This is a genomic window from Calothrix sp. PCC 7507, from assembly GCF_000316575.1.
In the GTDB taxonomy this organism is placed as follows: domain Bacteria; phylum Cyanobacteriota; class Cyanobacteriia; order Cyanobacteriales; family Nostocaceae; genus Fortiea.
Genome location: NC_019682.1, coordinates 5,327,169 through 5,350,285 on the forward strand (window position 1 = coordinate 5,327,169; position 23,117 = coordinate 5,350,285).

Below are 23,117 nucleotides of genomic sequence, written 5' to 3' on the forward strand. Positions count from 1 at the left end.
AGGTGGCGCGTAGAATCGCTCTTATCTGTCTTTATTGTGCCTTGCACTGGACAAAATAGTAATTATTTAAGTATGAATAGTTAATTTTTATATCCGCCAATTATCTAGTATCTGTAGCCTACCAAAACACGGATGTGGTGGGCAATGCCCACTCTACTTGTATTTCAAAAATCTTGCGACAGGTTACAGTGAACATTTATCAACTTGAAACACTGATAACTTTTGACTGCATTGCTTTTCTGGCTGGTCTTTCAACAATAATCTCCGAAGTTGTGTTAGATATTGTGAGACAAAATAGGAGTATAAACATGTTGTCAAGAGTCTCTCCAGAATCTCCTCTATTTATTCTATTAATTATTATTACTTTTTCATTAATAACTTTTTCAGCTTGGTTAGCACCCAAACCGTTTGCTTTAAAACCATTTGGAGCAAATGAAGTTATGCAATTACTCACATTGCCATTTTTCATTTCTCTGTTGTTAGAGCGTTCTCTAGAAGTGTTTATCACCACTTGGCGAGGTCCAATCGCCGAGCAATTAGATATTGGCATCCAGCAACAGAATCTGATAGTTGAGCAAAAGAGAAAACTTATTCAACAGCTACATCAACAAAATCAAATTCCATCTGTAGAAGCAGATAAATTTATCTTAGATCCAGTTGTAGAAAGTAGTGTAGGACAGCAAATTATTCAAGATTTTACACAATATTCAGAAGAGTTTATTAATAAGATAAAACCACAATTTGATGATTTAAATTTTGTAATTAATGATTTAAATAAAAAAGAGCGCCAGAGGATATCTTATAAATCTGATACACGCATAATTGCCCTTTGGACATCTCTTTCTCTTGGTCTTTTATTAAGTACAATAGGAATTCGTTCAATTGAGCCGCTTGTGGTTGTTGATGATGTAGTTAATCCAATTCAAATAATTATTTTTCGGTGTTTAGATGCATTACTTACAGGAGGTTTAATTGCAGGAGGTAGCGAAGGAATTCATAAGCTTATACAGGTATTTATCGATTTTTTAGAAGCTACTTCTAGACAGGTTAAAGATAAATAAACAATTGAGTTAAGTAAGTGGGCATAATTAAGGCTGACTATGTAGAAAAATGTAAACAAGACTCAAATCCTTTCTCCTATTGCCTATTACCTGTTCCCAACGATAAATATTGATGCCTATCTACTTAAATTCAAGGTGAATATCCAAAAGAAATTTCACCTTCATGGTAGTACTCAATACACCAGTTAGCTTGAGGACAGATAATCCATGTATCCCAGCTTTGTTGAAATATCAACTGAGCATATTTTGCAACTATTAATAAGCTAAGTTCTAAACTGAGAGTATTAGCATCTGCCCAGAGAATCATGACATTCGGGTTGCCAAGATTTTGATTAAGAATTATTTGTCTCAACTTTTGATTTATATTTTCATAGTCAGTGACAAAAACATCTTCTTGAATACAACCATCTACCAAATCCCAATCCACCCTACCCCACCAAGCTATCGGAAATTTTTCTGCTAACCAATGACTTGCAGGATTGAAAAATGTCGGTTCTGTCCAAATAATCTTGTAGGTGGCTGACTCTGCATCTAATTGAGCTAGCAAATCTTGGCAAGACTCCCTTTGTTGCTGCTGATGCAACTTACGTTTTAATTCTTCCCTACGAGCCATTAAAGCTTTTATCTGTGTCAAATCCATTATTTTATACTTATTAAGTACTGATGAAAACTGCTTCCTTAACCACTGCTATAGAGAAATTAACCTAAGTCGGATGCAATACAATCGAGGGCGGGGATACCCCGCCCCTAAAGGCTTTGCGATTTAAATATGTCCGGTTCCCTGTTTTCTGTTATCGACAACCTAGAGATTCACGAGTATCCGTACCAGTTTTAGAATTTACGCCACTAGCGTTCACGCACAGTTTCTTGATTTGCACCCCATCTAAAACTGCATTGGTAAAATCAGCACCAGTGATATCAACATCATCAAAAGTTGAACGTAACATCATGGCATCAGTTAAAATTGCATCACTTAAGTCAGTATTCTTGAACCTTGCCAGATAAGCTATACCTTCACTAAAATCTGCACCATGCAGATTTACCCCTTCTAATAAAGTGCTATTAAACACGCCACCGCGTAAGTCAGCATTGCTAAAATTAGTATTCTTGAGATTGACACTGGTAAACTCAGCCTGAATTAAACTTTGACCGGATAAATCTTTGCCACTGAGTTCTTTATCGCTAGCATAACTGTTGACACTGGAAGAACTTGCTGCCTGTGCTGATGGGGGAAACAAAAAAAGAATCATAGCTAAAACAATGCTAGCTAGTACTTGCCAATGCTTCATAACGTTTTCTTAATAAATCTCAACACTTTCATTATTAACTATTAAATCAGTTAACAGTGAACAGTTATCAGCATTTTTCTCTCAAAAATGGACGGCGGGTAATTGTGAGGAATAATTAAAAGATGAGGCAACAGTGGAGGTGGCGATGTCTGTACAATTGCTAAGACGGAAATTCACCGTTGAGCAATATCATAAGATGGTTGAGTCTGGGATTCTCACAGAGGATGACCGAGTGGAATTGATTGGGGGAGAGATTATTGAGATGTCGCCTATTGGGACAAAACACGCTGCTTGTGTAAATCGACTAGTTAATCTGTTGGTGCATCTGTTGGGTAAACGCGTTATACTGGCTGCTCAAAATCCGGTTGCGTTGAACAATAACTCAGAACCTCAGCCAGATGTCGCATTACTTAAACCCCGTGATGATTTCTACGCCACTGCACACCCCCAACCCCAGGATATTTTTTTATTAATTGAAGTGTCTGATTCGATTGTGATGTATGACCGGGAAGAGAAAATTCCTTTATATGCAGAGGCAAACATTATTGAAGTTTGGTTAGTAGATATTAACGAGCAAATTGTGGAAGTTTATCAACAACCAACAGATGCAGGATATCAGCATATTCAAAAGTTCGCTAGCGGTCAAACTTTATCAATTCAAGCCTTCCCTAATGTAAACATTACCGTCAATGAAATCTTTGGCAGATAAAGTTACTTCCCCCTCATGACTCTTTCATGTCCTCAACACGCAAAAAATGCACCCTACCTGAAGCATCTCCTGCCGCAATGGTCATGCTGTCTGGTGCAACTGCACAGATTATTGCCCATTCATCTCGAAAATAACCTGAAATGTTGTGCTATTTTTTAGCTAATTTGAACACTCAACCCAAAACTTGAGGTTCCGAACGGGGCTATTCTTGTTTGGAGGCTGAAAACTCACCTTCTGAGGTGCGATCGCCATGTTCTGCTCTTGAATATTAGACTAGCAAACTTCAAGAGCGATCGCTCAACCCATTTTGGCGATAAAAATTATGTTCTCCCTCATCTTCCTAGTAGTCTGTCAGGGTTGAAATGAGGGACTGTAGTGTGAGCGTCTCGCTCACGCGGGCTTTTCGGCCCGCACTACCAAAAACCCCTCAAAACAAAATTGACAAACCACTAGATTCCCCGCACTTAAACTCAGTACCATCTCGTAGGATAGATGTGGAAGTGCGATCGCAAAAGTAAAAATACCTGTGGTAAATCAAGAAGAAATTGCCCAATCCCTGCTGCAAACCCCTTTATATCAACTGAGTGTAGAACTCAAAGCCCGTTTTACCAGCTTTGGCGGGTGGGAAATGCCTGTACAGTTTGCTGGTATTAGTCGTGAACATGAGGCTGTCAGAAATGCAGCTGGGATGTTTGATATTTCCCACATGGGTAAATTTACCCTCCAAGGTAAAAGCCTAATTTCCCAACTCCAGCTTTTAGTTCCCTCAGATTTGAGTCGCTTGCAACCTGGTCAAGCTCAATACACCGTATTATTAAATTCCCAAGCAGGGATTATTGACGATATCATCGTCTATTATCAAGGTGAAGACAGCAAAGAAATACAGCAAGCAGTCATCATTGTCAATGCCGCAACCACAGATAAAGACAAAGCATGGCTATTGCAACACCTTGACCTGGAGCAAATCCAATTTCAAGACATTTCTAGAGAAAAAGTTCTCATTGCTGTGCAAGGGCCAAAAGCAATTAACTACCTCCAGCAGTTTGTCCAAGCAGACTTAAAACCAATTAAAGCATTTGGTCATTTAGAAACAACCATACTAGGTAAACCAGGTTTCCTAGCGCGCACAGGTTACACCGGGGAAGATGGATTTGAAGTGATGTTAGATCCAGAAGTAGGCGTAGAATTGTGGCAACGTCTTAATAATGCTGGTGTCATTCCCTGTGGACTCGGTGCAAGAGATACCCTACGGCTAGAAGCAGCGATGGCACTTTATGGGCAAGATATCGACGACAACACTACCCCCTTAGAAGCAGGTTTAGGGTGGCTAGTTCATCTTGATACTAAAGGCGATTTTATTGGTCGTGCTGTTTTAGCACAGCAAAAAGCTGAGGGAGTGCAGCGCCGATTAGTCGGCTTACAAATGTCAGGACGTAATATTGCCCGCCACGGCTACAAAGTATTATCCGCCGGGGAAGTTGTCGGAGAAGTTACCAGCGGTACTCTCTCCCCGACACTTGGTTATCCCGTTGCGTTAGCTTATGTTCCTGCACATCTAGCCAGTGTTGGCCAGCAACTAGAAGTAGAAATTCGTGGTAAAGCCTACCCAGCATCTGTAGTTAAACGTCCCTTCTATCGGGCAAAAAAAGGCTGAAGTCTGAAGTCTGAAGTCGGGAGTTAGGAGTCGGGGGTCAACCGTCAATAGAAAACTTCATTTAGTCAAAAAATCGTGTCGCCAATTGATAACATCTGAGGTTTTTAAGGAATAATGTGTGTGAGTTACTCAATCTACAGTATGGTTAATTACCAAATATGGCCTAGATTACTGTTGGGGCGATAATTTTGTTTGACTTAGAAAAGGAAGTAATATGTCTTTTGAATATCCTCAGGATTTAAAATACCTAGATAGTCATGAATATGTGCGACTAGAGGGCGAAATTGCCACCATTGGCATTACTGAGTTTGCCGTTGACCAATTGGGTGATGTCGTCTTTTTAGAATTGCCAGAAATTGGCGACGCTATCACTAAGGGGGAAACATTCGGATCAATTGAATCAGTCAAAGCTGTTGAAGAGCTGAATGCACCAGTCAGCGGCACAGTCATAGAACGTAATGATGCCCTAATTGATTCTCCCGAACAAGTGGCAGATGATCCTTACGGAGAAGGGTGGTTCTTAAAGGTGCGTGTCAACGACCTGGATGAAATTGAGGATGTTTTAACGGCAGATGAGTATAGCGCCCAGGTAGAAGGCGTGTAGAAGGGAGGCTGGGGGGAGATGTGGTTCGGCTTCTCTGCGAGACGCTACGCGTAGCTTGCTTCCCCGCAGGGGTACGCTCCCCAACCGGGAGATGAGGAAAGAAAGACAAGAAAAATAATTAATACCCCAGTCCTCATTGCCCCTTATCCCCAGAGGGGGCCCCGAGTTCCCCAATACCCAGTCCCCATTCCCCATCTATAAATAAATGATGCAATTTCGATAAATAGATTAAGTTATTCTTCACATGTCAAGAGTATTTATTGCAAAATATTAAATAGTTGCATCTGGAGAACAATCTGTGGTAAGTTACGCTGCTACTCCCAAGTCAAGTAATCAAGATACTTTGGGTGAAAGAATTCAAAAGTCAAGTAATAATTTTGCACAGCGACACATCGGACCATCATCCGATGACATCCAGCAAATGTTGGAGGTATTGGGGATTCCTAACCTTGATGCTCTGATTAATCAAACAGTACCCCAGGCAATTCGGCTGCATCAATCGCTACAATTGCCGACAGCGCAAAGTGAGTACGCAGCACTGGCTAAGTTAAAACAACTGGCGACGAAAAATCAGGTTTTCCGTTCATTCATTGGGATGGGATATTATGACTGTGTGACTCCGCCAGTGATTGCCCGTAATATCCTGGAAAATCCTGGTTGGTATACTGCTTATACTCCCTACCAGCCAGAAATTGCCCAAGGACGACTAGAAGCACTGCTGAATTTCCAAACCATGATTATTGACTTGACGGGTTTGGAGATTGCTAATGCATCGCTACTCGATGAAGCAACAGCAGCAGCAGAAGCAATGAGTCTCAGCTATGGTGTGACTAAAAATAAAGCTAATGCTTATTTTGTCTCTCGTGATTGCCATCCCCAAACTATTGACGTGTTGCAAACCCGTGCTGAACCTTTGGGGATTAAGATCATTATCGGCGACCATCAAACCTTTGATTTTCAGCAACCAATTTTTGGCGCAGTTCTGCAATACCCTGCAAGTGATGGCACTATTTACGACTACCGTGCTTTTATCGAAAAAGCACATGTTGAGGGTGCATTGGTGACGGTAGCGGCAGATATTTTAAGTTTAACTTTGCTGACACCTCCGGGTGAATTTGGCGCTGATATTGCGGTAGGTAGCACTCAGCGCTTGGGAATTCCGCTGGGGTTTGGGGGACCTCACGCGGCATACTTCGCCACGAAAGAAGAGTATAAGCGACAGGTTCCAGGCCGGATTGTAGGTGTATCAAAGGATATTCATGGTCAGCCTGCATTGCGTCTAGCTCTGCAAACCCGTGAACAACACATCCGCAGGGAAAAAGCTACGAGTAATATCTGCACAGCGCAGGTGTTATTGGCGGTGATGGCGAGTATGTATGCAGTTTATCATGGGCCAGATGGATTAAAGGCGATCGCCCAAAATATCCACCAGTTAACTTTGATTTTGGCAGCCGGATTAAAGCGTCTGGGTTACAGCATCAGTTCTGAACATTTCTTTGATACGCTGCGGGTGGAGTTAGGAACACATAACCTAGAGGCAATTCTCGTCGCCGCTACAGAACGAAACATTAACCTGCGAATCTTCGATACAACTGCCGTTGGTATCTCCCTCAATGAAACCACAACCCCAGAAGACTTAATCGACCTTTGGCAAATTTTCGCAGGACAAGATGAACTACCCTTCACCATAGAAGAATTTACCGCCTCCCCCTCTCTCCTACTCTCCCGCACCAGCAACTACCTCACTCACCCAGTTTTCAACCGCTATCACTCAGAAACTGAGTTGCTGCGCTATCTGCACAAGTTAGAAACTAAGGATTTGTCTTTAACTACATCGATGATTCCTTTGGGTTCTTGCACAATGAAGTTGAATGCAACATCGGAAATGATTCCTGTGACTTGGGAGGAATTTGGCAAGATTCATCCTTTTGCGCCCCAGTCACAAACCCAAGGCTATCAAATCTTGTTTCAACAACTTGAGGCCTGGTTAGCTGAAATTACTGGTTTTGCGGGCATTTCCTTGCAACCCAATGCTGGTTCACAGGGGGAATATACAGGATTGTTGGTGATTCGTCAATATCACGAAAGCCGGGGAGAAGCACACCGCAACATCTGTTTAATTCCTACCTCCGCACATGGGACAAATCCAGCGAGTGCGGTAATGTGTGGGATGAAGGTAGTGGCTATTGCTTGTGATGACCAAGGTAACATTGATGTTGATGATTTAAAAGCGAAAGCTCAAAAGCATAGCCATGAACTGGCTGCTTTGATGGTGACATATCCCTCAACTCACGGTGTCTTTGAGGAGGCGATTCAAGAAATCTGCGCTGTTGTCCACACCCACGGTGGACAAGTTTATATGGATGGGGCGAATATGAATGCTCAAGTGGGAATTTGTCGTCCTGGGGATATTGGCGCAGATGTTTGTCATTTGAACCTGCACAAAACCTTTTGTATTCCCCACGGCGGCGGTGGCCCTGGTATGGGGCCAATTGGCGTGGCTGCTCATCTTGTGCCTTTCCTTCCTGGACATCCTGTATTAGGGACTGGGGACTGGGAACTGGGGACTAGGAAGGAGAAAGTTCCCAATAACCAACGTATTGGTGCGATCGCAGCTGCGCCTTGGGGTAGTGCTAGTATATTGGTGATTTCTTGGATGTACATTGCCATGATGGGTGCTGTTAGTTTGACGCAAGCAACAAAAGTGGCAATTCTCAACGCTAACTACATCGCCAAAAGACTTGAATCATACTATCCCGTTTTGTATAAAGGGAAGAATGGTCTAGTTGCCCATGAGTGTATTTTAGATTTGCGTTCCCTGAAAAAATCCGCCAGCATCGAAATTGATGATATTGCCAAGCGTTTGATTGACTACGGTTTCCATGCCCCGACTGTCTCCTGGCCTGTAGCAGGTACAATCATGGTGGAACCAACAGAAAGCGAATCTAAAGCAGAATTAGATCGTTTCTGTGATGCACTGATTGCCATCCGTCAAGAAATCGCCGAAATTGAATCAGGTAAAGTGGATATCCAAGATAATCTCTTGAAGAATTCACCCCACACCGCCGCCAGCCTCATCACTGGAGATTGGCAACATCCATATTCTCGTGAACAAGCTGCCTATCCCGCACCTTGGACTCGTGAACATAAGTTTTGGCCAAGTGTTGGACGCATTGATGCGGCTTTTGGCGACAGGAATTTTGTCTGTTCTTGTCTGCCAATGGATGCTTATTCTTCATAACGTATCTGTAGGGTGGGCAATGCCCACCAACACCATGATACGGTGGGCATTACCCACCCTACTACTTAATATTTCAAAAATCAAATACGATTCCTAATATATAAAAACATTGGTCTTACAGTTGACGTTTTTCTGTTTTGTGCAATTTCTGTTTTTCTGCCAACCAAGTGAATAGCACAATACCACAAAGGTCAGCACCTAAGTCAACTAAATCAGCAGAGCGATAGGGTACTAATAGTTGGATTATCTCATCAAGAATACAAAAAAAGAAAACAATAAATGGTGCAAGTGGTAGATTAATATTTAAGATTTGAATTTTACGCTTATTTAAGGCTAGATGACTCAAGTAAGCAGCAATTCCTAACAAGAGAAAATGCAAAACGGTATCGTAATGTGGAAATTGCGAGAGTTCAGTGGGAATAATTTTTAGGTAGGCTGACAAAGAGATAGACATCAAAATCCCGAAGTATAGCCAAAATGCCAAAACCCAGCGACGATTAGATTTCATGTTAATTTTTTTAACCCGCATTTTTTATAACTTCAATAATAATAAAGAGCATTCCGTAATTGGAAACGCTCTATTTTCAGACGCGATTCATCGCGTCTCTACATGAGGGCTATAATTAGGGAAAATTAGGCGTGAAGGTTGGCTTGTTCTTGCAACCACGGGTCTACAGGCTGTCCATCTTTGCGGCGTAATTCAATTTCTACTGCAATCACTTTTTTAGAACCAGGAGGAGCGGGTTTTTGATGGAAAATAACATCATAGTCTAAAGGATTGTGATTACGTTCTTTTAACCAGTCATGCACCTTTGTTGTGGCAAAGAAAGATTGCCCATTTTCAAACATGCTGGTAATTTGCATTTGTAGCGTGTAGGGATTTATACGACCCATTTTCACCACCTCTGTAAAATATTTTTTAGGGTAGGTAAGCTATCCATCCTATAGTATAATTTGATATTAATTTAAGGCTTGGCATCTGGACTAGTTTTCATAAGTCTTAACAGGGGAGTCAAGAGAGGAATTCTGGATTATTTCTCCTCGATTTTTTAATGCGGGAGGAGTCGGAAATCAGGAGTCAGGAGGGGAATTCTGGATTCTGTCTCCTGGATTCTGAATTCCTCAATGCTGGGAAGTTAGTTCGGTAAACCTCATAACCTATTTTGCTGAATAGCCGTCAAAGTTAATCTATGTCAAGGAAAAACCGGAGTACGGTAAATAGTAATACTCAACTTATTCGATGATCGTTAAAATTGAATCTATAACGCGAGTTGAGGAGCTACTAATATGCAAGTGTCATACGACTCTGATAAACGCAAATTGCTGTCATCTCTGTCTCATGGGGCTGTTTTCTTTAGTACAGCATTATTTTCGATTGGAATTCCTATTGTAATTAACTTACTGTCCGATGACCCAGTTGTGAAAAGTAACGCTAAAGAATCGATTAATTTTCACTTTAATGTTTGGTTTTGGGCAACCTTAATTGGAGTCCCACTAGGGATTATATCTTGGATTACCTTTGGCATTGGCGGAATTATATTCTTCCCCGTTGTTGCTTTGGGTTTCGCATTGCACTGGGGACTGACGGTTTGGGCAATTTTGCACTGTTTAAGCAATCCGGATGAAGCATTCCGTTATCCGTTTATTTTTCGACTATTCTAATTGCAATTACTAAAAATATAGTTTGTTTTGGGAAAAGGGATTGAAGAAAATATCCCTTTTTTTTATGTTTATTTCCAATATGCGATCGCTTCAAATAATTATCATATTAAATAACATCTATTGAATATTTGAGGATTTCTGCATCCACAGTTGCAATTTTTAACCTGTAATGTAAAGCTTGACAGATAAGCATTCTATCAAAAGGGTCCTTATGCAATGCGGGTAGACTAACAAGTTGAGTAACACTATCTTCATCTAGATCAAGATTCACAATTTGATGATTGTCACGTTGTTTGGGAAGATAGATTTCTGGAGACTCTGGTAATGGTAGTTTGCCCAACTGATATTTGACAATACATTCCCATATTGAAACAACACTAAGATATACCTTGTTGTCTAGATTGCAAATTTCATCTCTAACATCTGTTGATAGCTGAGGATCACCACTGATAAACCATAAAAAAATATGAGTGTCTAGAAGAATTTTCATCCGCCCTCAAATGCATTCAAAATGTCTTCAGGCAGAGGTGCATCAAAATCATCGGGTACGGTGAATTCTCCAGCACATAAACCAAATGGACGTTGTTGTTTGTTAGTGGTTTTAACTGGTTTTAGTTCAGCAATTGGTTTATTTGCTTGAACAATAACAAAGCTTTCTCCAGCTTCAACTTGATTAAGATACTTTAAAGGATCTCGTTGGATTTCATCAACTGTGACTATCTGCATTTGAGTACTTTGGCATACTGCTGTGAGGATATTAACTTGCCCAACTCAATTGTAGTGCGATCGCACTTCGCGGTATGTTGGGAGAAGTGCGATGGTTTAACCAATGCAGAGGTCTAGCAGCAAACCTGATCGATAATCGATAACCTCAATCTACTTATTATTTCTTTGATGCCTTTTTGGCATCCAGTACACGGTGAACGTCTTGTCTTGTTATGCGGTCTCCTAGTTTGGGTTCTTCTACTTCAATCATCAGCGCATCAGCAGCAGCCCGAATTGCTTCAATAGGATTCAAGCTTTTACGCCGAATGTATTTTGCCGCTAAATCCTCAATCTGAGCAATGCGTTGAAGCTGATTGACATCAACATTGTCTTTTGGTGTCTTGTAGGTAGCTACATCTAAGAATTCATTGATCTGTGCCTTGTTTCTTCCAAATAGAACTTTATAAATCGCGCCTAATGCCGATGCGTATATTCCCCTCTGCCCGCCTCTAATTGAGTATGTTTTAGTATAATTCTGAATATTCTGTTCATTCTCAATCCAATCACCAATCGCTGCTCTCAGGTCTTTGTTGAGCATAATGGATGCATAACGGTACTCAAACTTTTGGATGTATTCAATTCTCAATTCCAAGGCAGGCAAGATGCCCGCCCCAGAAGACAAAAAACTAACCCAACCCAGCCTTTAAATCACTCCGCGCCTGCGCCAAAGCCTCTGGTAACTTACTCGCATCTCTACCACCGGCTTGGGCTAAATTTGGTCTTCCACCACCGCCACCGCCGCAGATTTTCGCTACAGCACCCACGAATTTACCGGCTTGTAGTCCTTTCTTATTTACTTCTTGACTAAAAGCTACAACTATGCTTACTTTGTCGGCTTCGGGAATGGAACCCAACACCACCGCACCGTTACCCAGTTTTTGTAATAAGCGTTCGGCTGCGGTTTTCAAGGATTCTGGGTCAACGTCGTCTAATTGGGCGACGATGATTTTATAATCGCCTACGGCTTCGGCTGTTTGTAGTAGGCTATCGGATTTTGCGATCGCCAATTGTCCTTTTAATATCTCCAGTTGCTTCTGGCTATTTCTCAGTTCATTTTGCAGAGTTGTAATTCTCTCTGGTAGTTCTTCGGGTTTGACTTTAAAGCGATCGCTCAAATCTTTAACTACTTTATCCCGCAAGTTCAGATAATCTAGGATTGCTGGGCCGGAAACAGCTTCGATGCGTCGCACCCCAGAAGCTACACCAGCTTCGGAAATAATCTTGAAAACACCAATTTCAGCAGTATTACTGACATGCGTCCCCCCACACAGTTCCATTGATACGCCTGGAAAATCTATCACCCGCACTTCATCACCATATTTTTCACCAAACATGGCAACAGCACCCCTAGCTTTGGCTTCTGCTAAAGGTAATACTTCTATCTTTGCTGCATGTGCTTCAGCAATCCATGTGTTGATTTGTTCTTCTACTTGTTGGGTTTCTTCTGCTGTCAAACCACGGGGAGAGTTGAAGTCGAAGCGTAACCTGTCAAAGGAAACCAGGGAACCTGCTTGAGATATACCATCATCAACAATTTTCTTTAACGCCGCTTGGAGGAGGTGAGTTGCGGTGTGATTGGCTTGGAGACGACGACGACAAGCGCGATCAATTTGAGCAGTTACAGCATCTCCTACTCGGATTGTACCGCGTTCGATGCGTCCGGAGTGGATAAAGAAATCAGATTCTTTTTTCACGTCATCAACGCGAACCACAACGCCCTCACCAGAGATATAACCGCGATCGCCTATTTGTCCCCCTGATTCTGCATAGAATGGGGTTTGGTTAAGAACAATTTGCACGTCGGTTCCGGCTTCTGCTTCCTCTTGGGAAACACCACCCACCAATAAAACTTCTATTTTCGCCGTTGCTACAGGTTGGGTGTAACCTAAGAACTCCGTCGCGTGGATGTGTTCGGCTAATTTGTCGAGGGAACCTTGGACAGTTAAATCTATGGTTTGGTGTGCGGCTTTTGCACGTTCCACCTGTTTTTGCATTTCTGCATTAAATCCCTCAACATCAACTTCTAGTCCTTGTTCTTCTGCAATCTCCTGCGTCAGTTCCAAAGGGAAACCATAGGTATCGTAGAGTGTAAAAGCATCGATTCCAGAAATTTTTTGTTTTGGTAAGCCAGAAACTTTTGGTTCTGGTGAAGAGGATGGACGATACTGCTCATCCCGTATTGAAGATGGACGATACTGCTCATCCCGTATTGAAGATGGACGATTGATAATTTCCTCAAGCAATTTTTCGCCTCTATCCAAAGTTTTGAGGAAATTAGACTCTTCTCGTTGCAACTCAGCTTTAATTGCTGCTTCCCGTTGGCGGACATTGGGGTAAGCTGATTCTGCAAGAGCGATCGCAGTTTCCGCAACTTGAGTGGTAAACTCACCAGAAATGCCAATTAATCGCCCATGACGCACCACCCGCCGAATTAATCGCCGCAACACATAGCCCCGCCCCACATTAGAGGCGCGGATTTCATCAGCAATCATGTGGACAACAGCCCTAACATGATCACCAATGACTTTCAGGGAAATTTTAGTTTTCTCGTCGCTAGCGTGGTAATCAATACTCGCAATTGCTGCTGCTGTTTCAATAATGGGGAAAATTAAATCAGTTTCATAATTATTCGGTACTTGTTGCAAGATTTGGGTAATTCTCTCCAAACCCATCCCGGTGTCAATGTTCTGATTTTGCAAGGGAGTTAAATTCCCCTCAGAATCCCGGTTATATTGCATGAAGACGAGGTTGTAAAACTCAATGAACCGGGAATCGTCTTCTAAATCAATATTTTCATCACCTCGTTCTGGGTGGAAGTCGTAATAAATCTCCGAACAGGGGCCACAGGGGCCAGTGGGGCCAGATACCCAAAAGTTATCATCTTCACCCAAGCGTTTAATTCTCGCTTCCGGTACGCCAATTTGATCGCGCCAAATGGCATAGGCTTCATCATCTTCCTGAAATACACTAACAACAAGGTTTTTTGGGGATAAACCAAAGACTTCTGTAGAGATTTCCCAACCCCAAGCGATCGCTTGTTCTTTAAAATAATCACCGAAGCTGAAATTACCCAGCATCTCAAAAAAAGTTTGATGGCGCTTAGTGCGTCCGACATTCTCCACATCATTGGTGCGGATACACTTTTGCGATGTTGTCGCCCGTTTAAATTCTGGTGTGCGCTGTCCTAAGAATATCGGTTTAAATGGTAACATCCCGGCGATCGTCAGCAGCACAGTTGGGTCTTCAGGAACAAGGGAAGCACTAGGGAGAATTTGGTGTCCCCGTTGGGCATAGAAATTAAGGAATCGGCTACGAATTTCGCTACCACTTAAATGCTGGGGATTTAGAGACATGGGTGTTTACAAAAATAGTGTCAACAGAAAGAATGAGTATAAGGTAAGTAATTTGGCGTAAATAAAGGCAATAGACAACTTGTACTGAGCGTACCCCTGCGGAGAAGCAAGCTACGCGCAGCGTCTCCGTCAGGAGAAGTCAAAGTATAGGCAATAGGGTTTGAGTCTTGTTTACGTTTCTTCACACAGGTTGCTTTTATTGACACTCCAGAGGTGGGAAACAATCAGAAACATCTGAGCGTTTTCTCTAATGATAAATCCACAAGCTCTGTTTAATTTTGTGGGGCTGCGAGATACCCGATTTCTTAAAAAAGTCGGGGATCTAAACACAACGAACCTCTTAAAACACTACGTTGACGTTTACGATAACTTATGGAAGTAAAGCGATCGCTCTAATTTACTTAAATTTCTTTATTTTGTCTCCCCTGTAGCAGCTTTCGTCTTCCCTGTAACAGCTTCCGGCTTTACGTTTCCGTGTTTCACGCAGTCTGTAGCAGCTTCAGGCTCCACGTTTTCGTGTTTCGCGCAATCTGTAGCAGCTTCCGTCTTTCCTGTAACAACTTCCGGCTTCACGTTTCCGTGTTTCGCGCAGTCTGTAGCAGTTTCCGTTTTCCCTGTAACAGCTTCCGGCTTCACGTTTTCGTATTTTGCCTAGTCTGTAGCCTAAACTATCATGAGAATAACTCTTCTGAGTATAGCCATTTAGGAAGATGCCAACAATTGAGCTTGTCATCTAGGTTGAGAAGGTCGAATAATTTAATTAGACCTTTTATGACTCATCCCTCCTCCATCTCCATCCCTGAACCACAGATACCCACTCCTGAACGGAACCCCTTACCCCGTCCCCAACCCTCACCAGAACCCGTCGTACCTACTCCAATTCCGCAAACAGTTCCCGAGCCAATTCCGCAAACAGTTCCCGCGCCAATTCCCCAAACCATACCTGAACCTGTTTGAATTAAACTTTGTACATGAATCCAAAATCTAAAATCTAAAATGCTACGAGCCGGAATTGTCGGACTTCCCAACGTCGGAAAATCTACTTTATTTAATGCTGTGGTGGCTAACGCCAAAGCAGAAGCTGCTAACTTCCCCTTTTGCACGATTGAACCGAATGTCGGCGTTGTCGCAGTACCGGATGAACGCTTAAATGTTCTGGCTAAAATTGCCAGTTCCGTACAAACTGTGCCGGCGCGTGTCGAGTTTGTCGATATCGCCGGTTTAGTCAAAGGTGCAAGTCAGGGTGAAGGATTAGGTAATCAATTCCTTTCCCACATTCGAGAAGTTGATGCAATTGTCCATGTAGTCCGTTGTTTTGAGAATGATGATATTATCCACGTTGCTGGTTCTGTTGATCCAGCGCGAGATATTGACATCATTAATATTGAGCTTGGTTTATCAGATTTATTCCAAATTGAGCGGCGAATTGATCGGACTCGCAAACTAGCACGCACCAGTAAAGATGCACAGTTTGAAGTGACAATTTTGGAAAAATTAGCTGCAGCTTTAAATGAGGGTAAATCAGTACGTCAGGTAAGTTTAACTGCAGAAGAAACCGAGATTATTAAAGGATTGGGACTGCTAACTAATAAACCAATAATCTACGCCGCCAATGTCTCTGAGGATGAATTAGCAACGGGTAATGCTTTTGTAGAAAAAGTGCGACAAGTTGCATCTGCAGAAAATGCCCAAGTTGTGATAGTTTCTGCTCAAGTCGAGGCAGAATTAGTGGAATTACCAGAAGAAGATAAAGCAGATTTTCTCGCATCTTTGGGTGTGCAAGAAGGCGGATTAAAATCTTTAATTCGTGCTACCTATGCACTTTTAGGTTTGCGGACATATTTCACCTGTGGCCCTAAAGAAACCCGCGCTTGGACAATTAATGCCGGAATGTCTGCACCCCAAGCTGCTGGTGTGATTCACTCCGACTTTGAGCGGGGATTTATTCGCGCTGAAACTGTCGCGTACGATGCTTTAGTCACAACTGGTTCAATGAATGCTGCCAAGGAAAAAGGCTTAGTACGCAGTGAAGGAAAAGAGTATATTGTGCAGGAAGGCGATGTGATGTTATTCCGGTTTAACGTCTAATTTGTCATTTGTTATTAGTCATTTGCGTTGCATAAATACAGACTGACGTGTTTCGAGTTATGAACCGCCGATAATTTATTGGCGGTTATTTCATTATTCACCCATGATGTACACATAAGAACCTAAATTTTCATCATCCGTACCCACAATCACACCACCATTAGCACCTGGAACAAGTTCTAGCCCTTCAATTTTGTGAGAGTGAGAACGGTAGAGGGGAACAAGTTGAGTATTCTGCTGCAATCCTAACTTGTTCCCACGAAATCCTACAGAACCGATAACATATACAGCCGATTGAAATGGCCCATCATTGCCATCATCACTGGCGGCAGAGATAAATATAATTCCCGTTGGATCTACCTTCAAATCGGAAATATGACGAACATTACCCGATGGAAATGGTACGCTTAAATTAGCAGAATCTACTTGAGTGATTTGAGATTTAGCTAGGTCAAGAACTCCCCAATAAATAATTGCTGGTTGTTTTGCTTCACCCCGATGTGCCCAAACTGTCACTAATTTGTTATCTATATTTTGTAGAGAAAATCCTTCAAAATTACTGCCTTGAGGTATTTTTGGTAAATCGAATTTTTGAATAACTGAGATATTATTTTTAGCTGCATCTAACTTGATTTCATAAGCTTTTCCAGCGCTAGCTAAAGCGATGAAGCTTTTTTTCCCCGGAACAGACGTTATGCTTTCTAAATCAATAGGTAATTCTGTATTATCTTGCCATTTCACAGGAGAATATTTAGGTTGCTGCTTATCCTTGATGCTAATGATTGCTAGACGAGCTTCGTCTTTTTTTTTGTTGTCATGAACAATCAGAAAGCCTAAGGAATTATCTTGCTGTTCTACCAGCGCCATCCCGCTGATGCCATAAAGTATACCACCCCGCACAGGAAGCCAATCTTGCGCTTGCACTTGCGGGGATATGACTAATACCGCAAAGACAACGATAATAATGATGAGCAACTGGAAAAATCGGGGTATTTTTTTGAGCGCCGCTGATGAGTGCATACGTGAGTATCTGAACAAAAAATTGTGTTAGCCGATACTGTAACATACACAATCTAAGCGATTATTATGGAATTCATTATTGCCCCTTAATCGATGCTTTGATTTCTTCCCAAGTCAGCACATTATCTGGATTTGAATTGTAGTCAGCAGTTCGACGATCAAGCTCTTGCTTTTGTGCATCGGTTAAATCAGGGTAAACTTGCTCTGCTGCGATGGTATCCCAAATTGCCTGTACAAGATGGATTCTATCTTCAACACTGAGAGTTGCGATTTCGTTCAAAGTAGCTGTAACAGTCTCAAAGCTTCACAACAAGTCTGTGAGCGATCGCCTGTTGTGGAAGAGCGATATCTACGACGGGCGTAGCTCACTTGGTTGTTATAATGAAATTTGTGATTTATTAAGAGAGAAATTATTTTGTGGATTCTACATTTAACTGGAAACCAGAACAAAATTTACTTGAAAAAGTCATAAATCTTGCTAGTCAACGAGGTCAATCACCTGAATCAATTATCAGTGAAGCTGTAAGGCTATACCTCGAAAATCAATTATTAGAACCAGTCGATCATGATGTATCTGATCCATTAATTGGCTTATTTGCAGCAACTCCTGATTTGGCTATCAAGTCTGAAGATATTCTCCAATACGAGATTACAGAAAAATCTGGTTGGACATGGAAAAAAGCACAGGAGTAGCTGATACGGGCTTTGTTGTAGCATTATTGAACCGTTCAGATGGAATGCATAATAATGTCACAACAATCTATACACAACAAAAACAAATTTTATTGCCACAAACAGTACTTGCAGAAGTAGCTTATCTTGTAGGGCGCAATGCAAGTATACTAACGGTAGTAGCTTTCTTACAAGGGTTGTCTGCAAGTCGATTTAGTTTAGTAGCTTTGACAGATCAAGATGTCAAACGTGTGGCACAAATTTTAGATGAATATGCAGATAGTCGGATTGATTTTGTAGATGCAAGTGTGATGGCTATAGCTGAACGCTATGATATTAAAAAAATATTCACGTTAGACCAACGAGACTTTAGATTATTTAGACCTCAACACTGCGATAGCTTTGAGGTTTTGCCTTAAAGAAAATAATAGTTAATCAAAGGGCGATCGCCCTATAGAAAACCTCAAAAAAAAGCGTAGACACGTAGTGGCTTGTCGTTAAACATCGCCTGTTGTGGAAGAGCGATCGCCTGACAGAAAACCTCAAACACAAGATGAGTTTGTTACATGCTATTTTTCTATTTTAAAATCATCTAATTCTACCGTCTATTAATAGAATAAATGGCATTTTGCTTCCTTTTCTTATTTCTATTTTAGATATCTCATCTAATTGATTACGTATATTTGAATATCTTTGGTCTGTTGCTAATATCACGAATATCCCTTGCTGTAAATCATATTTATTAATATAGTCTACAAGTTTATAAAAGCTATTATAGATTTGTTCTGTTCCGTTAGATGAATATTTCAAGTAAATTACACTTTCTAAATGAGGTATTCTGTTATTTTTTATGACTATCATGCCATTATTTTCACAATTATAGGTTGCCAATTTTAGATAAACATTGATTACTTGTATTGTGCCTGAGTAAATATACGCAAAAATAATTATTGTCACAAGTAGTTGTAGGTTGGGTGAAGTGTAGCGGAACCCAACATAATTTTTGGGTTTCAGTGCGTTACACCCAACCTCTAATTATTAACTATTTAATTTGGGCAAGATAGAACTGACTTTGTATAAATACTTAATATCTCAAGCTGACAATATAGATAATTTGAGATTTTAAATAAACTTCATTACCAAATTGCTTCTAACTTCAAAACAAAACCTGGCAACACATCTTCCCCTGATAACGTTGCAGGCGAATTCAACACCTCAACCTCTTGACCTGGACGATAAATCTCTACTTGGCGAGATTTGCGGTTAATTAACCAACCTAAACGCACACCATTATCTAAATATTCTCTCATCTTTTCTTGAGTGGCGCTCAAACTATCACTCGGCGAAAGTAACTCAACTACAAAATCAGGACACAATGGGAGAAATTTTGTTTTTTCTTCTTGAGTTAGTGCATTCCATCGTTCCAGTTGTAACCAAGAAGCATCCGGTGAACGGTCTGCACCATTGGGAAGTTTAAAGCCTGTGGAGGAATCAAAGGCAATACCCAGTTTATTTTGTTCATTCCAAATCCAAATTTGAGCAGTTAGCCCAGCATTGCGATTTCCGGTTTCTCCCCCCGTGGGTGGCATGATAATTAATTCTCCCGTTGCAGTGCGTTCAAATCTCAAGTCACGGTTTACTTGACATAGATTAAAAAACTGCTCATCTGTCAGTTCCAATACTGATTTCAGGTTGACGGTGAAAGCATTCATAGTGATGTGGCAGATTGAAAGATTAAGCAAGGCTTGATGACTAGCCTACAGACTATTCTATCCCCTTCATCTGTTGGATGATTACAACACAGGATAATATTTTCAACTTGCTGAATTTTATGGGGATAGCATTGATAATTGATTAAGCTGTTGCAAACTCTGTAAATTTTCTCACATCTGGAGGCTGAAAAGCCAACACAATATCACTTTTACTTACACCTAACCTAATTAATTCATTGGCTATTCCCTCTTCTGTCCAATCTTCCTCTATGTAAATTTTCTGGTTCTTAATCCGAATATGAACATGAGTATATTTAAGTCTTTTGCTGCCTTGCCAATCTACGGTCAACCAGAGATAATGATCATGGGTTTCATCAAACACTAAACAAGTTTCTGAATGCTCATCAGGTGATTGACCAGATAAATTATAGTATTCAGTAAGCACCTGTTTAATTAACTCTCGATATTCTGTTAATTTATCCATAAAGTAATTTCCTCCCTTTCATTGTTAAAAATAATAAATTCAACTTGATTACGTTTCACTACTGCTTGAATAGATTTTCGTTGAAAGAAAGTTTCAAATATTGTATCTCTGATTGCTAGATAAATTTCATAGTTTTTATTGGCTAATTGTAAAATATCGCGGTATAAAATATATTGACCTAGAGCATTTTCAAAATCTCTCATGGGAGAAGGACTAATAAAACTCTTGATTTCAACAACTATTTTTCGTCCTTTTTGTTCTATTAATAAGGCTTTTTCTACAAATAAATCAGCATAAAGTTCTGCATCTTCATATTGCAAAAAATAAGGGTCAGCTATAATGATCCAGCCATCTTTAATTAAGGCATTTTTAACAGCATTATGGTAAATATCTTTTGCTGGCATTTTTTTCTGGAAAGATTGGCTAGGTATTCAGTCTAGTTAATATAATTATACTAATTGACCAAGCGATGTCTACGACAGGCGTAGCTGCAAGCACCCCGCACCGCCTCTCCTAAAGTGTGTAGACGCGCAACGGCTTGTCGTTAGACATCGCCTGTTATGCAAGAACGAGCAATACTTACGGTAAGCTACCAAGAGTGGACTTTCTACACTTCAATAGTTTATGAGGAGCGATCGCCTTTCAGAAAACCTCAAAAATCAAGCGTAGACACGTAGCGGCTTGTCGTCAGACATCGCCTGACAAAAAACCTCAAAAATAAGGCGATCCCCTTACAGAAAACCTCAAAAAAAGCGATCACCTGTTATGGAAGAGAGGTGCGATCGCCTTGTAGAAAACTTCAAAAAAAAGCGATCGCCCTATAGAAAACCTCAAAAACAAAGCGTAGACGCGTAGCGGCTTGATCTCAGACTAGGCTGATATCAAACGCTGTCTTGGTTCAGGAATTTGACGCTTTAATTCTTGGGCTGTGTCTATCCACTCCTGCATAATAATTTCTACATTTTGCAGTGCTTCTTGATAAGTTTCACCATCAGCAGCACATCCAGGTAATTCTGGAACCTCGGCGATAAATGCTTGGTCTTCTTCACTCCAGTAGAGAATTATTTCATAATGAAGCGTCATCTTGACCTCCTAGCTGGTACTTGAGAATTACTGCACGAACTTGTTTAACTTGATAGGCTTTGGCTTGAGAACCTTTAGGTTGAAGATTAAGAATTTCTTCTATTCCCTCTTGCGTAAAAATATGGTGACTTCCGCGAATACGTTCATCAAACCCTAGACTGCATAACAGTTGACATAGTTGGGTAAATGGAATGTTTGCATCAGATGTACCCAATAGAATTTTAGCCAGAAGCTTGTCTTTTTGACTCAAGATTTTGGATGTGGTAATTTCAAATATTGCATTTTCAGAAAATTTTGCAGGAACTACAGTGCTAGTAGCTCACTGCAAAGCTCATAAAAGTAGCAATTTAAAGATATTAGACTAAAGACTTTATGAATCCGGATACTGGCTCAACTACAGGCTTAGGCAAAGGCATTAGTTCAACATCATGATCATTGATATCGACACCATGTGCAAGGTTGTATTCCCTATGAATAGCCTCAATATCTTGTTGTATCATCTTATCGGCAGCAATCATGTATTCTATTAGTTTGCCTGTCTGAACTGGTGGCTGTTCACCTCTGAGCATCGTTCCACTGGGAGCAACCAAAAAATTCTTCCAAATATCTGAGGTCATTCGCCAGTCAATCTTATTAACTCGTTCCACGGCTTCAGAAAGGCTTAAACGATTGTTGCGTGTTGCAGCGATTAAACCTCTGAACAGAGCAAGTTGTCCAATTGGCTTGAAGAGTAGTGAGTATGGCTGCTCATCCTTACGCATTTGTGGTATATGGCTGCTATCAATGAGTGCTTCCTTATAAGGTTGTAACCCCTCCAATACCGTGTTATAGAACTGTTCAACCAATTCATAGTATTGCTCAAGTTCTTCTTCTGTTGGGCGGGAAGTGGGGTCAAGCGTTACACCTTTATCCTTGAGAATTAACTTTACAGTCTCATAGACAACACTGATAGTTGTAAGCTTCGCACTTCGAGCAGCAATGGTGTTGTTCTTCCACTCAACTATCAATTCGTCACTACCCTTGCTGCTCTTTGTTTTCACCCCAAGTGGAGCTCCTTCACTTAATAACCGACGCGCGACTATAGCACTACGGTCATCTTCACTAGTGATGATATTATCACCCCGACTTGTTGGTTTGGCATAGCGGTTGACCTTATTGAAGATACGTCTAGTTTTTTCATTACTTTCATGATGGATAAAAATTACGCAAATATCATCGTTAGGTACTTCCTCGCGACACTCTCCAGTGACCTCATTCATAATCACCTGCCTAAGAGCGAGAAGTCGGTGTTGACCATCTAACACTATGAGAGAGCCACTTTGAATAGTAACGACTCCAATATCGTCTGCTACTGATTGGTAAGCTCGTGGAGCCTTATTAGATACCCAGTCTCTTATTGTATCAAAGTAAATTTCTCCCTTATAAACTAAGACAATCATTGAACCAAAAAAGCGATCTTTGGATTGAGCAATGTATGGAGCAATCTCTTCCTTAATACGTTTTGGATCTGCTTCACGTTGCAGTCGTTCTTCAATACTCATAGTTGTCCATTCATCAAGTTCGTTCGCTGGACGTACCCCTTGTACTAAGTCACGAGCCTTCATTGTTGCCTGGTAAAAATCAGTATTGCCCATCCGTCCTTTGACACAGGGGATGACTAAAGCCATTGATTTGCTCCTAAGGATGTTGAGTGTGTATGAAAGTGTTTGACTTGTTTTTG

The 23,117-nt window shown here is 41.1% G+C and carries 26 protein-coding genes; 10 read left to right on the plus strand and 16 right to left on the minus strand.

Going from position 1 to position 23,117, the window contains the following annotated elements:
• Positions 1-188: 188 nt before the first annotated feature.
• Positions 189-1,061 (plus strand): hypothetical protein, encoded by an 873-nt coding sequence (locus CAL7507_RS22825; RefSeq protein ID WP_236556797.1) that lies wholly within the window; start codon positions 189-191, stop codon positions 1,059-1,061.
• A gap of 130 nt (positions 1,062-1,191) precedes the next feature.
• Here the strand turns inward: CAL7507_RS22825 and CAL7507_RS22830 are convergent, their stop codons facing one another.
• Positions 1,192-1,701 carry a hypothetical protein gene (locus tag CAL7507_RS22830; protein ID WP_015130853.1) on the minus strand — a complete coding sequence of 170 codons (510 nt, stop codon included), beginning with the start codon at positions 1,699-1,701 and terminating at the stop codon, positions 1,192-1,194.
• Between the two features lie 151 nt (positions 1,702-1,852).
• Positions 1,853-2,350, minus strand: coding sequence for a pentapeptide repeat-containing protein (locus CAL7507_RS22835; RefSeq protein WP_015130854.1), 498 nt, complete (start codon positions 2,348-2,350; stop codon positions 1,853-1,855).
• A gap of 145 nt (positions 2,351-2,495) precedes the next feature.
• Here CAL7507_RS22835 and CAL7507_RS22840 point away from each other — a divergent pair, with 145 nt between their 5' ends.
• The 4 genes from CAL7507_RS22840 to gcvP all read left to right on the plus strand — a co-directional run bounded on the left by CAL7507_RS22840 (position 2,496) and on the right by gcvP (position 8,558).
• The gene (locus CAL7507_RS22840) at positions 2,496-3,059 is read left to right on the plus strand and encodes a Uma2 family endonuclease (protein WP_015130855.1); all 564 of its coding nucleotides are present in this window, start codon (positions 2,496-2,498) and stop codon (positions 3,057-3,059) included.
• Between the two features lie 526 nt (positions 3,060-3,585).
• Positions 3,586-4,713 (plus strand): glycine cleavage system aminomethyltransferase GcvT, encoded by a 1,128-nt coding sequence (gcvT, locus tag CAL7507_RS22845; protein WP_015130857.1) that lies wholly within the window; start codon positions 3,586-3,588, stop codon positions 4,711-4,713.
• A gap of 214 nt (positions 4,714-4,927) precedes the next feature.
• Positions 4,928-5,317 (plus strand): glycine cleavage system protein GcvH, encoded by a 390-nt coding sequence (gcvH, locus tag CAL7507_RS22850; RefSeq protein ID WP_015130858.1) that lies wholly within the window; start codon positions 4,928-4,930, stop codon positions 5,315-5,317.
• Positions 5,318-5,615: 298 nt separating this feature from the next.
• Positions 5,616-8,558: an aminomethyl-transferring glycine dehydrogenase gene (gcvP, locus tag CAL7507_RS22855; protein WP_015130859.1), complete on the plus strand. Its 2,943-nt coding sequence runs from the start codon at positions 5,616-5,618 to the stop codon at positions 8,556-8,558.
• A 115-nt stretch (positions 8,559-8,673) separates the two neighbouring features.
• Here gcvP and CAL7507_RS22860 read toward each other — a convergent pair whose 3' ends face one another.
• Both CAL7507_RS22860 and CAL7507_RS22865 read right to left on the minus strand, forming a co-directional pair.
• A complete protein-coding gene (locus tag CAL7507_RS22860; RefSeq protein ID WP_042342405.1) occupies positions 8,674-9,066 on the minus strand; it encodes a VanZ family protein in 393 nt (130 codons plus the stop codon).
• Positions 9,067-9,191: 125 nt separating this feature from the next.
• Positions 9,192-9,452: a hypothetical protein gene (locus tag CAL7507_RS22865; protein ID WP_015130861.1), complete on the minus strand. Its 261-nt coding sequence runs from the start codon at positions 9,450-9,452 to the stop codon at positions 9,192-9,194.
• A 393-nt stretch (positions 9,453-9,845) separates the two neighbouring features.
• Between CAL7507_RS22865 and CAL7507_RS22870 the strand changes: the two genes are divergently transcribed.
• Positions 9,846-10,220, plus strand: coding sequence for a DUF4870 domain-containing protein (locus CAL7507_RS22870; RefSeq protein WP_015130862.1), 375 nt, complete (start codon positions 9,846-9,848; stop codon positions 10,218-10,220).
• Between the two features lie 106 nt (positions 10,221-10,326).
• Here the strand turns inward: CAL7507_RS22870 and CAL7507_RS22875 are convergent, their stop codons facing one another.
• The 4 genes from CAL7507_RS22875 to alaS form a co-directional block, all read right to left on the minus strand.
• The gene (locus CAL7507_RS22875) at positions 10,327-10,710 is read right to left on the minus strand and encodes a type II toxin-antitoxin system VapC family toxin (protein ID WP_015130863.1); all 384 of its coding nucleotides are present in this window, start codon (positions 10,708-10,710) and stop codon (positions 10,327-10,329) included.
• The gene (locus CAL7507_RS22880) at positions 10,707-10,946 is read right to left on the minus strand and encodes a type II toxin-antitoxin system Phd/YefM family antitoxin (RefSeq protein ID WP_015130864.1); all 240 of its coding nucleotides are present in this window, start codon (positions 10,944-10,946) and stop codon (positions 10,707-10,709) included. Before CAL7507_RS22880 ends, CAL7507_RS22875 begins: the two co-directional genes overlap by 4 nt.
• Positions 10,947-11,103: 157 nt before the next feature.
• Positions 11,104-11,586: a hypothetical protein gene (locus CAL7507_RS22885; protein WP_144051248.1), complete on the minus strand. Its 483-nt coding sequence runs from the start codon at positions 11,584-11,586 to the stop codon at positions 11,104-11,106.
• A gap of 25 nt (positions 11,587-11,611) precedes the next feature.
• Positions 11,612-14,338 carry an alanine--tRNA ligase gene (alaS, locus tag CAL7507_RS22890; protein ID WP_015130866.1) on the minus strand — a complete coding sequence of 909 codons (2,727 nt, stop codon included), beginning with the start codon at positions 14,336-14,338 and terminating at the stop codon, positions 11,612-11,614.
• 771 nt (positions 14,339-15,109) lie between these two features.
• Here alaS and CAL7507_RS22900 point away from each other — a divergent pair.
• Together CAL7507_RS22900 and ychF are read left to right on the plus strand one after the other, a co-directional pair.
• Entirely contained in the window at positions 15,110-15,295 is a 186-nt protein-coding gene (locus CAL7507_RS22900) for a hypothetical protein (RefSeq protein WP_015130867.1), read from the plus strand.
• 39 nt (positions 15,296-15,334) lie between these two features.
• Positions 15,335-16,426: a redox-regulated ATPase YchF gene (gene ychF / locus CAL7507_RS22905; RefSeq protein WP_015130868.1), complete on the plus strand. Its 1,092-nt coding sequence runs from the start codon at positions 15,335-15,337 to the stop codon at positions 16,424-16,426.
• A 93-nt stretch (positions 16,427-16,519) separates the two neighbouring features.
• On the opposite strand, the gene CAL7507_RS22910 is transcribed toward ychF, so the two are convergent.
• Positions 16,520-17,446 (minus strand): hypothetical protein, encoded by a 927-nt coding sequence (locus CAL7507_RS22910; protein ID WP_015130869.1) that lies wholly within the window; start codon positions 17,444-17,446, stop codon positions 16,520-16,522.
• 76 nt (positions 17,447-17,522) lie between these two features.
• The gene (locus tag CAL7507_RS22915) at positions 17,523-17,726 is read right to left on the minus strand and encodes an addiction module protein (RefSeq protein ID WP_042341490.1); all 204 of its coding nucleotides are present in this window, start codon (positions 17,724-17,726) and stop codon (positions 17,523-17,525) included.
• 137 nt (positions 17,727-17,863) lie between these two features.
• Here CAL7507_RS22915 and CAL7507_RS22920 point away from each other — a divergent pair, with 137 nt between their 5' ends.
• Complete coding sequence (locus tag CAL7507_RS22920; protein ID WP_015130870.1) at positions 17,864-18,139, plus strand: hypothetical protein; 276 nt, start codon at positions 17,864-17,866, stop codon at positions 18,137-18,139.
• Complete coding sequence (locus CAL7507_RS22925) at positions 18,118-18,537, plus strand: type II toxin-antitoxin system VapC family toxin (protein ID WP_015130871.1); 420 nt, start codon at positions 18,118-18,120, stop codon at positions 18,535-18,537. Before CAL7507_RS22920 ends, CAL7507_RS22925 begins: the two co-directional genes overlap by 22 nt.
• A 717-nt stretch (positions 18,538-19,254) precedes the next feature.
• Here the strand turns inward: CAL7507_RS22925 and CAL7507_RS22935 are convergent.
• The 6 genes from CAL7507_RS22935 to CAL7507_RS22960 form a co-directional block, all read right to left on the minus strand.
• Positions 19,255-19,830, minus strand: a complete 576-nt coding sequence (locus CAL7507_RS22935; protein WP_015130873.1) for a Uma2 family endonuclease — start codon at positions 19,828-19,830, stop codon at positions 19,255-19,257.
• 142 nt (positions 19,831-19,972) lie between these two features.
• Entirely contained in the window at positions 19,973-20,314 is a 342-nt protein-coding gene (locus CAL7507_RS22940) for a XisI protein (protein WP_015130874.1), read from the minus strand.
• Entirely contained in the window at positions 20,302-20,718 is a 417-nt protein-coding gene (locus tag CAL7507_RS22945; protein ID WP_015130875.1) for a XisH family protein, read from the minus strand. The genes CAL7507_RS22940 and CAL7507_RS22945 overlap by 13 nt, the downstream gene beginning before the upstream one ends.
• Positions 20,719-21,184: 466 nt before the next feature.
• Entirely contained in the window at positions 21,185-21,397 is a 213-nt protein-coding gene (locus CAL7507_RS22950) for a type II toxin-antitoxin system HicB family antitoxin (protein ID WP_015130876.1), read from the minus strand.
• A complete protein-coding gene (locus CAL7507_RS22955) occupies positions 21,381-21,647 on the minus strand; it encodes a type II toxin-antitoxin system HicA family toxin (protein ID WP_015130877.1) in 267 nt (88 codons plus the stop codon). The genes CAL7507_RS22950 and CAL7507_RS22955 overlap by 17 nt, the downstream gene beginning before the upstream one ends.
• 106 nt (positions 21,648-21,753) lie before the next feature.
• The gene (locus CAL7507_RS22960) at positions 21,754-23,064 is read right to left on the minus strand and encodes a DNA sulfur modification protein DndB (RefSeq protein WP_015130878.1); all 1,311 of its coding nucleotides are present in this window, start codon (positions 23,062-23,064) and stop codon (positions 21,754-21,756) included.
• Positions 23,065-23,117: the final 53 nt, after the last annotated feature.

Bases quoted from the DNA above. Each gene is read 5' to 3' on its own strand.
- CAL7507_RS22830 (WP_015130853.1), bottom strand. From the start codon at position 1,701: ATGGATTTGACACAGATAAAAGCTTTAATGGCTCGTAGGGAAGAATTA.
- CAL7507_RS22835 (WP_015130854.1), bottom strand. From the start codon at position 2,350: ATGAAGCATTGGCAAGTACTAGCTAGCATTGTTTTAGCTATGATTCTT.
- CAL7507_RS22840 (WP_015130855.1), top strand. From the start codon at position 2,496: ATGTCTGTACAATTGCTAAGACGGAAATTCACCGTTGAGCAATATCAT.
- gcvH (WP_015130858.1), top strand. From the start codon at position 4,928: ATGTCTTTTGAATATCCTCAGGATTTAAAATACCTAGATAGTCATGAA.
- CAL7507_RS22860 (WP_042342405.1), bottom strand. From the start codon at position 9,066: ATGAAATCTAATCGTCGCTGGGTTTTGGCATTTTGGCTATACTTCGGG.
- CAL7507_RS22865 (WP_015130861.1), bottom strand. From the start codon at position 9,452: ATGGGTCGTATAAATCCCTACACGCTACAAATGCAAATTACCAGCATG.
- CAL7507_RS22870 (WP_015130862.1), top strand. From the start codon at position 9,846: ATGCAAGTGTCATACGACTCTGATAAACGCAAATTGCTGTCATCTCTG.
- CAL7507_RS22875 (WP_015130863.1), bottom strand. From the start codon at position 10,710: ATGAAAATTCTTCTAGACACTCATATTTTTTTATGGTTTATCAGTGGT.
- CAL7507_RS22880 (WP_015130864.1), bottom strand. From the start codon at position 10,946: ATGCAGATAGTCACAGTTGATGAAATCCAACGAGATCCTTTAAAGTAT.
- alaS (WP_015130866.1), bottom strand. From the start codon at position 14,338: ATGTCTCTAAATCCCCAGCATTTAAGTGGTAGCGAAATTCGTAGCCGA.
- CAL7507_RS22900 (WP_015130867.1), top strand. From the start codon at position 15,110: ATGACTCATCCCTCCTCCATCTCCATCCCTGAACCACAGATACCCACT.
- ychF (WP_015130868.1), top strand. From the start codon at position 15,335: ATGCTACGAGCCGGAATTGTCGGACTTCCCAACGTCGGAAAATCTACT.
- CAL7507_RS22910 (WP_015130869.1), bottom strand. From the start codon at position 17,446: ATGCACTCATCAGCGGCGCTCAAAAAAATACCCCGATTTTTCCAGTTG.
- CAL7507_RS22925 (WP_015130871.1), top strand. From the start codon at position 18,118: ATGGAAAAAAGCACAGGAGTAGCTGATACGGGCTTTGTTGTAGCATTA.
- CAL7507_RS22935 (WP_015130873.1), bottom strand. From the start codon at position 19,830: ATGAATGCTTTCACCGTCAACCTGAAATCAGTATTGGAACTGACAGAT.
- CAL7507_RS22940 (WP_015130874.1), bottom strand. From the start codon at position 20,314: ATGGATAAATTAACAGAATATCGAGAGTTAATTAAACAGGTGCTTACT.
- CAL7507_RS22945 (WP_015130875.1), bottom strand. From the start codon at position 20,718: ATGCCAGCAAAAGATATTTACCATAATGCTGTTAAAAATGCCTTAATT.
- CAL7507_RS22950 (WP_015130876.1), bottom strand. From the start codon at position 21,397: ATGACGCTTCATTATGAAATAATTCTCTACTGGAGTGAAGAAGACCAA.
- CAL7507_RS22960 (WP_015130878.1), bottom strand. From the start codon at position 23,064: ATGGCTTTAGTCATCCCCTGTGTCAAAGGACGGATGGGCAATACTGAT.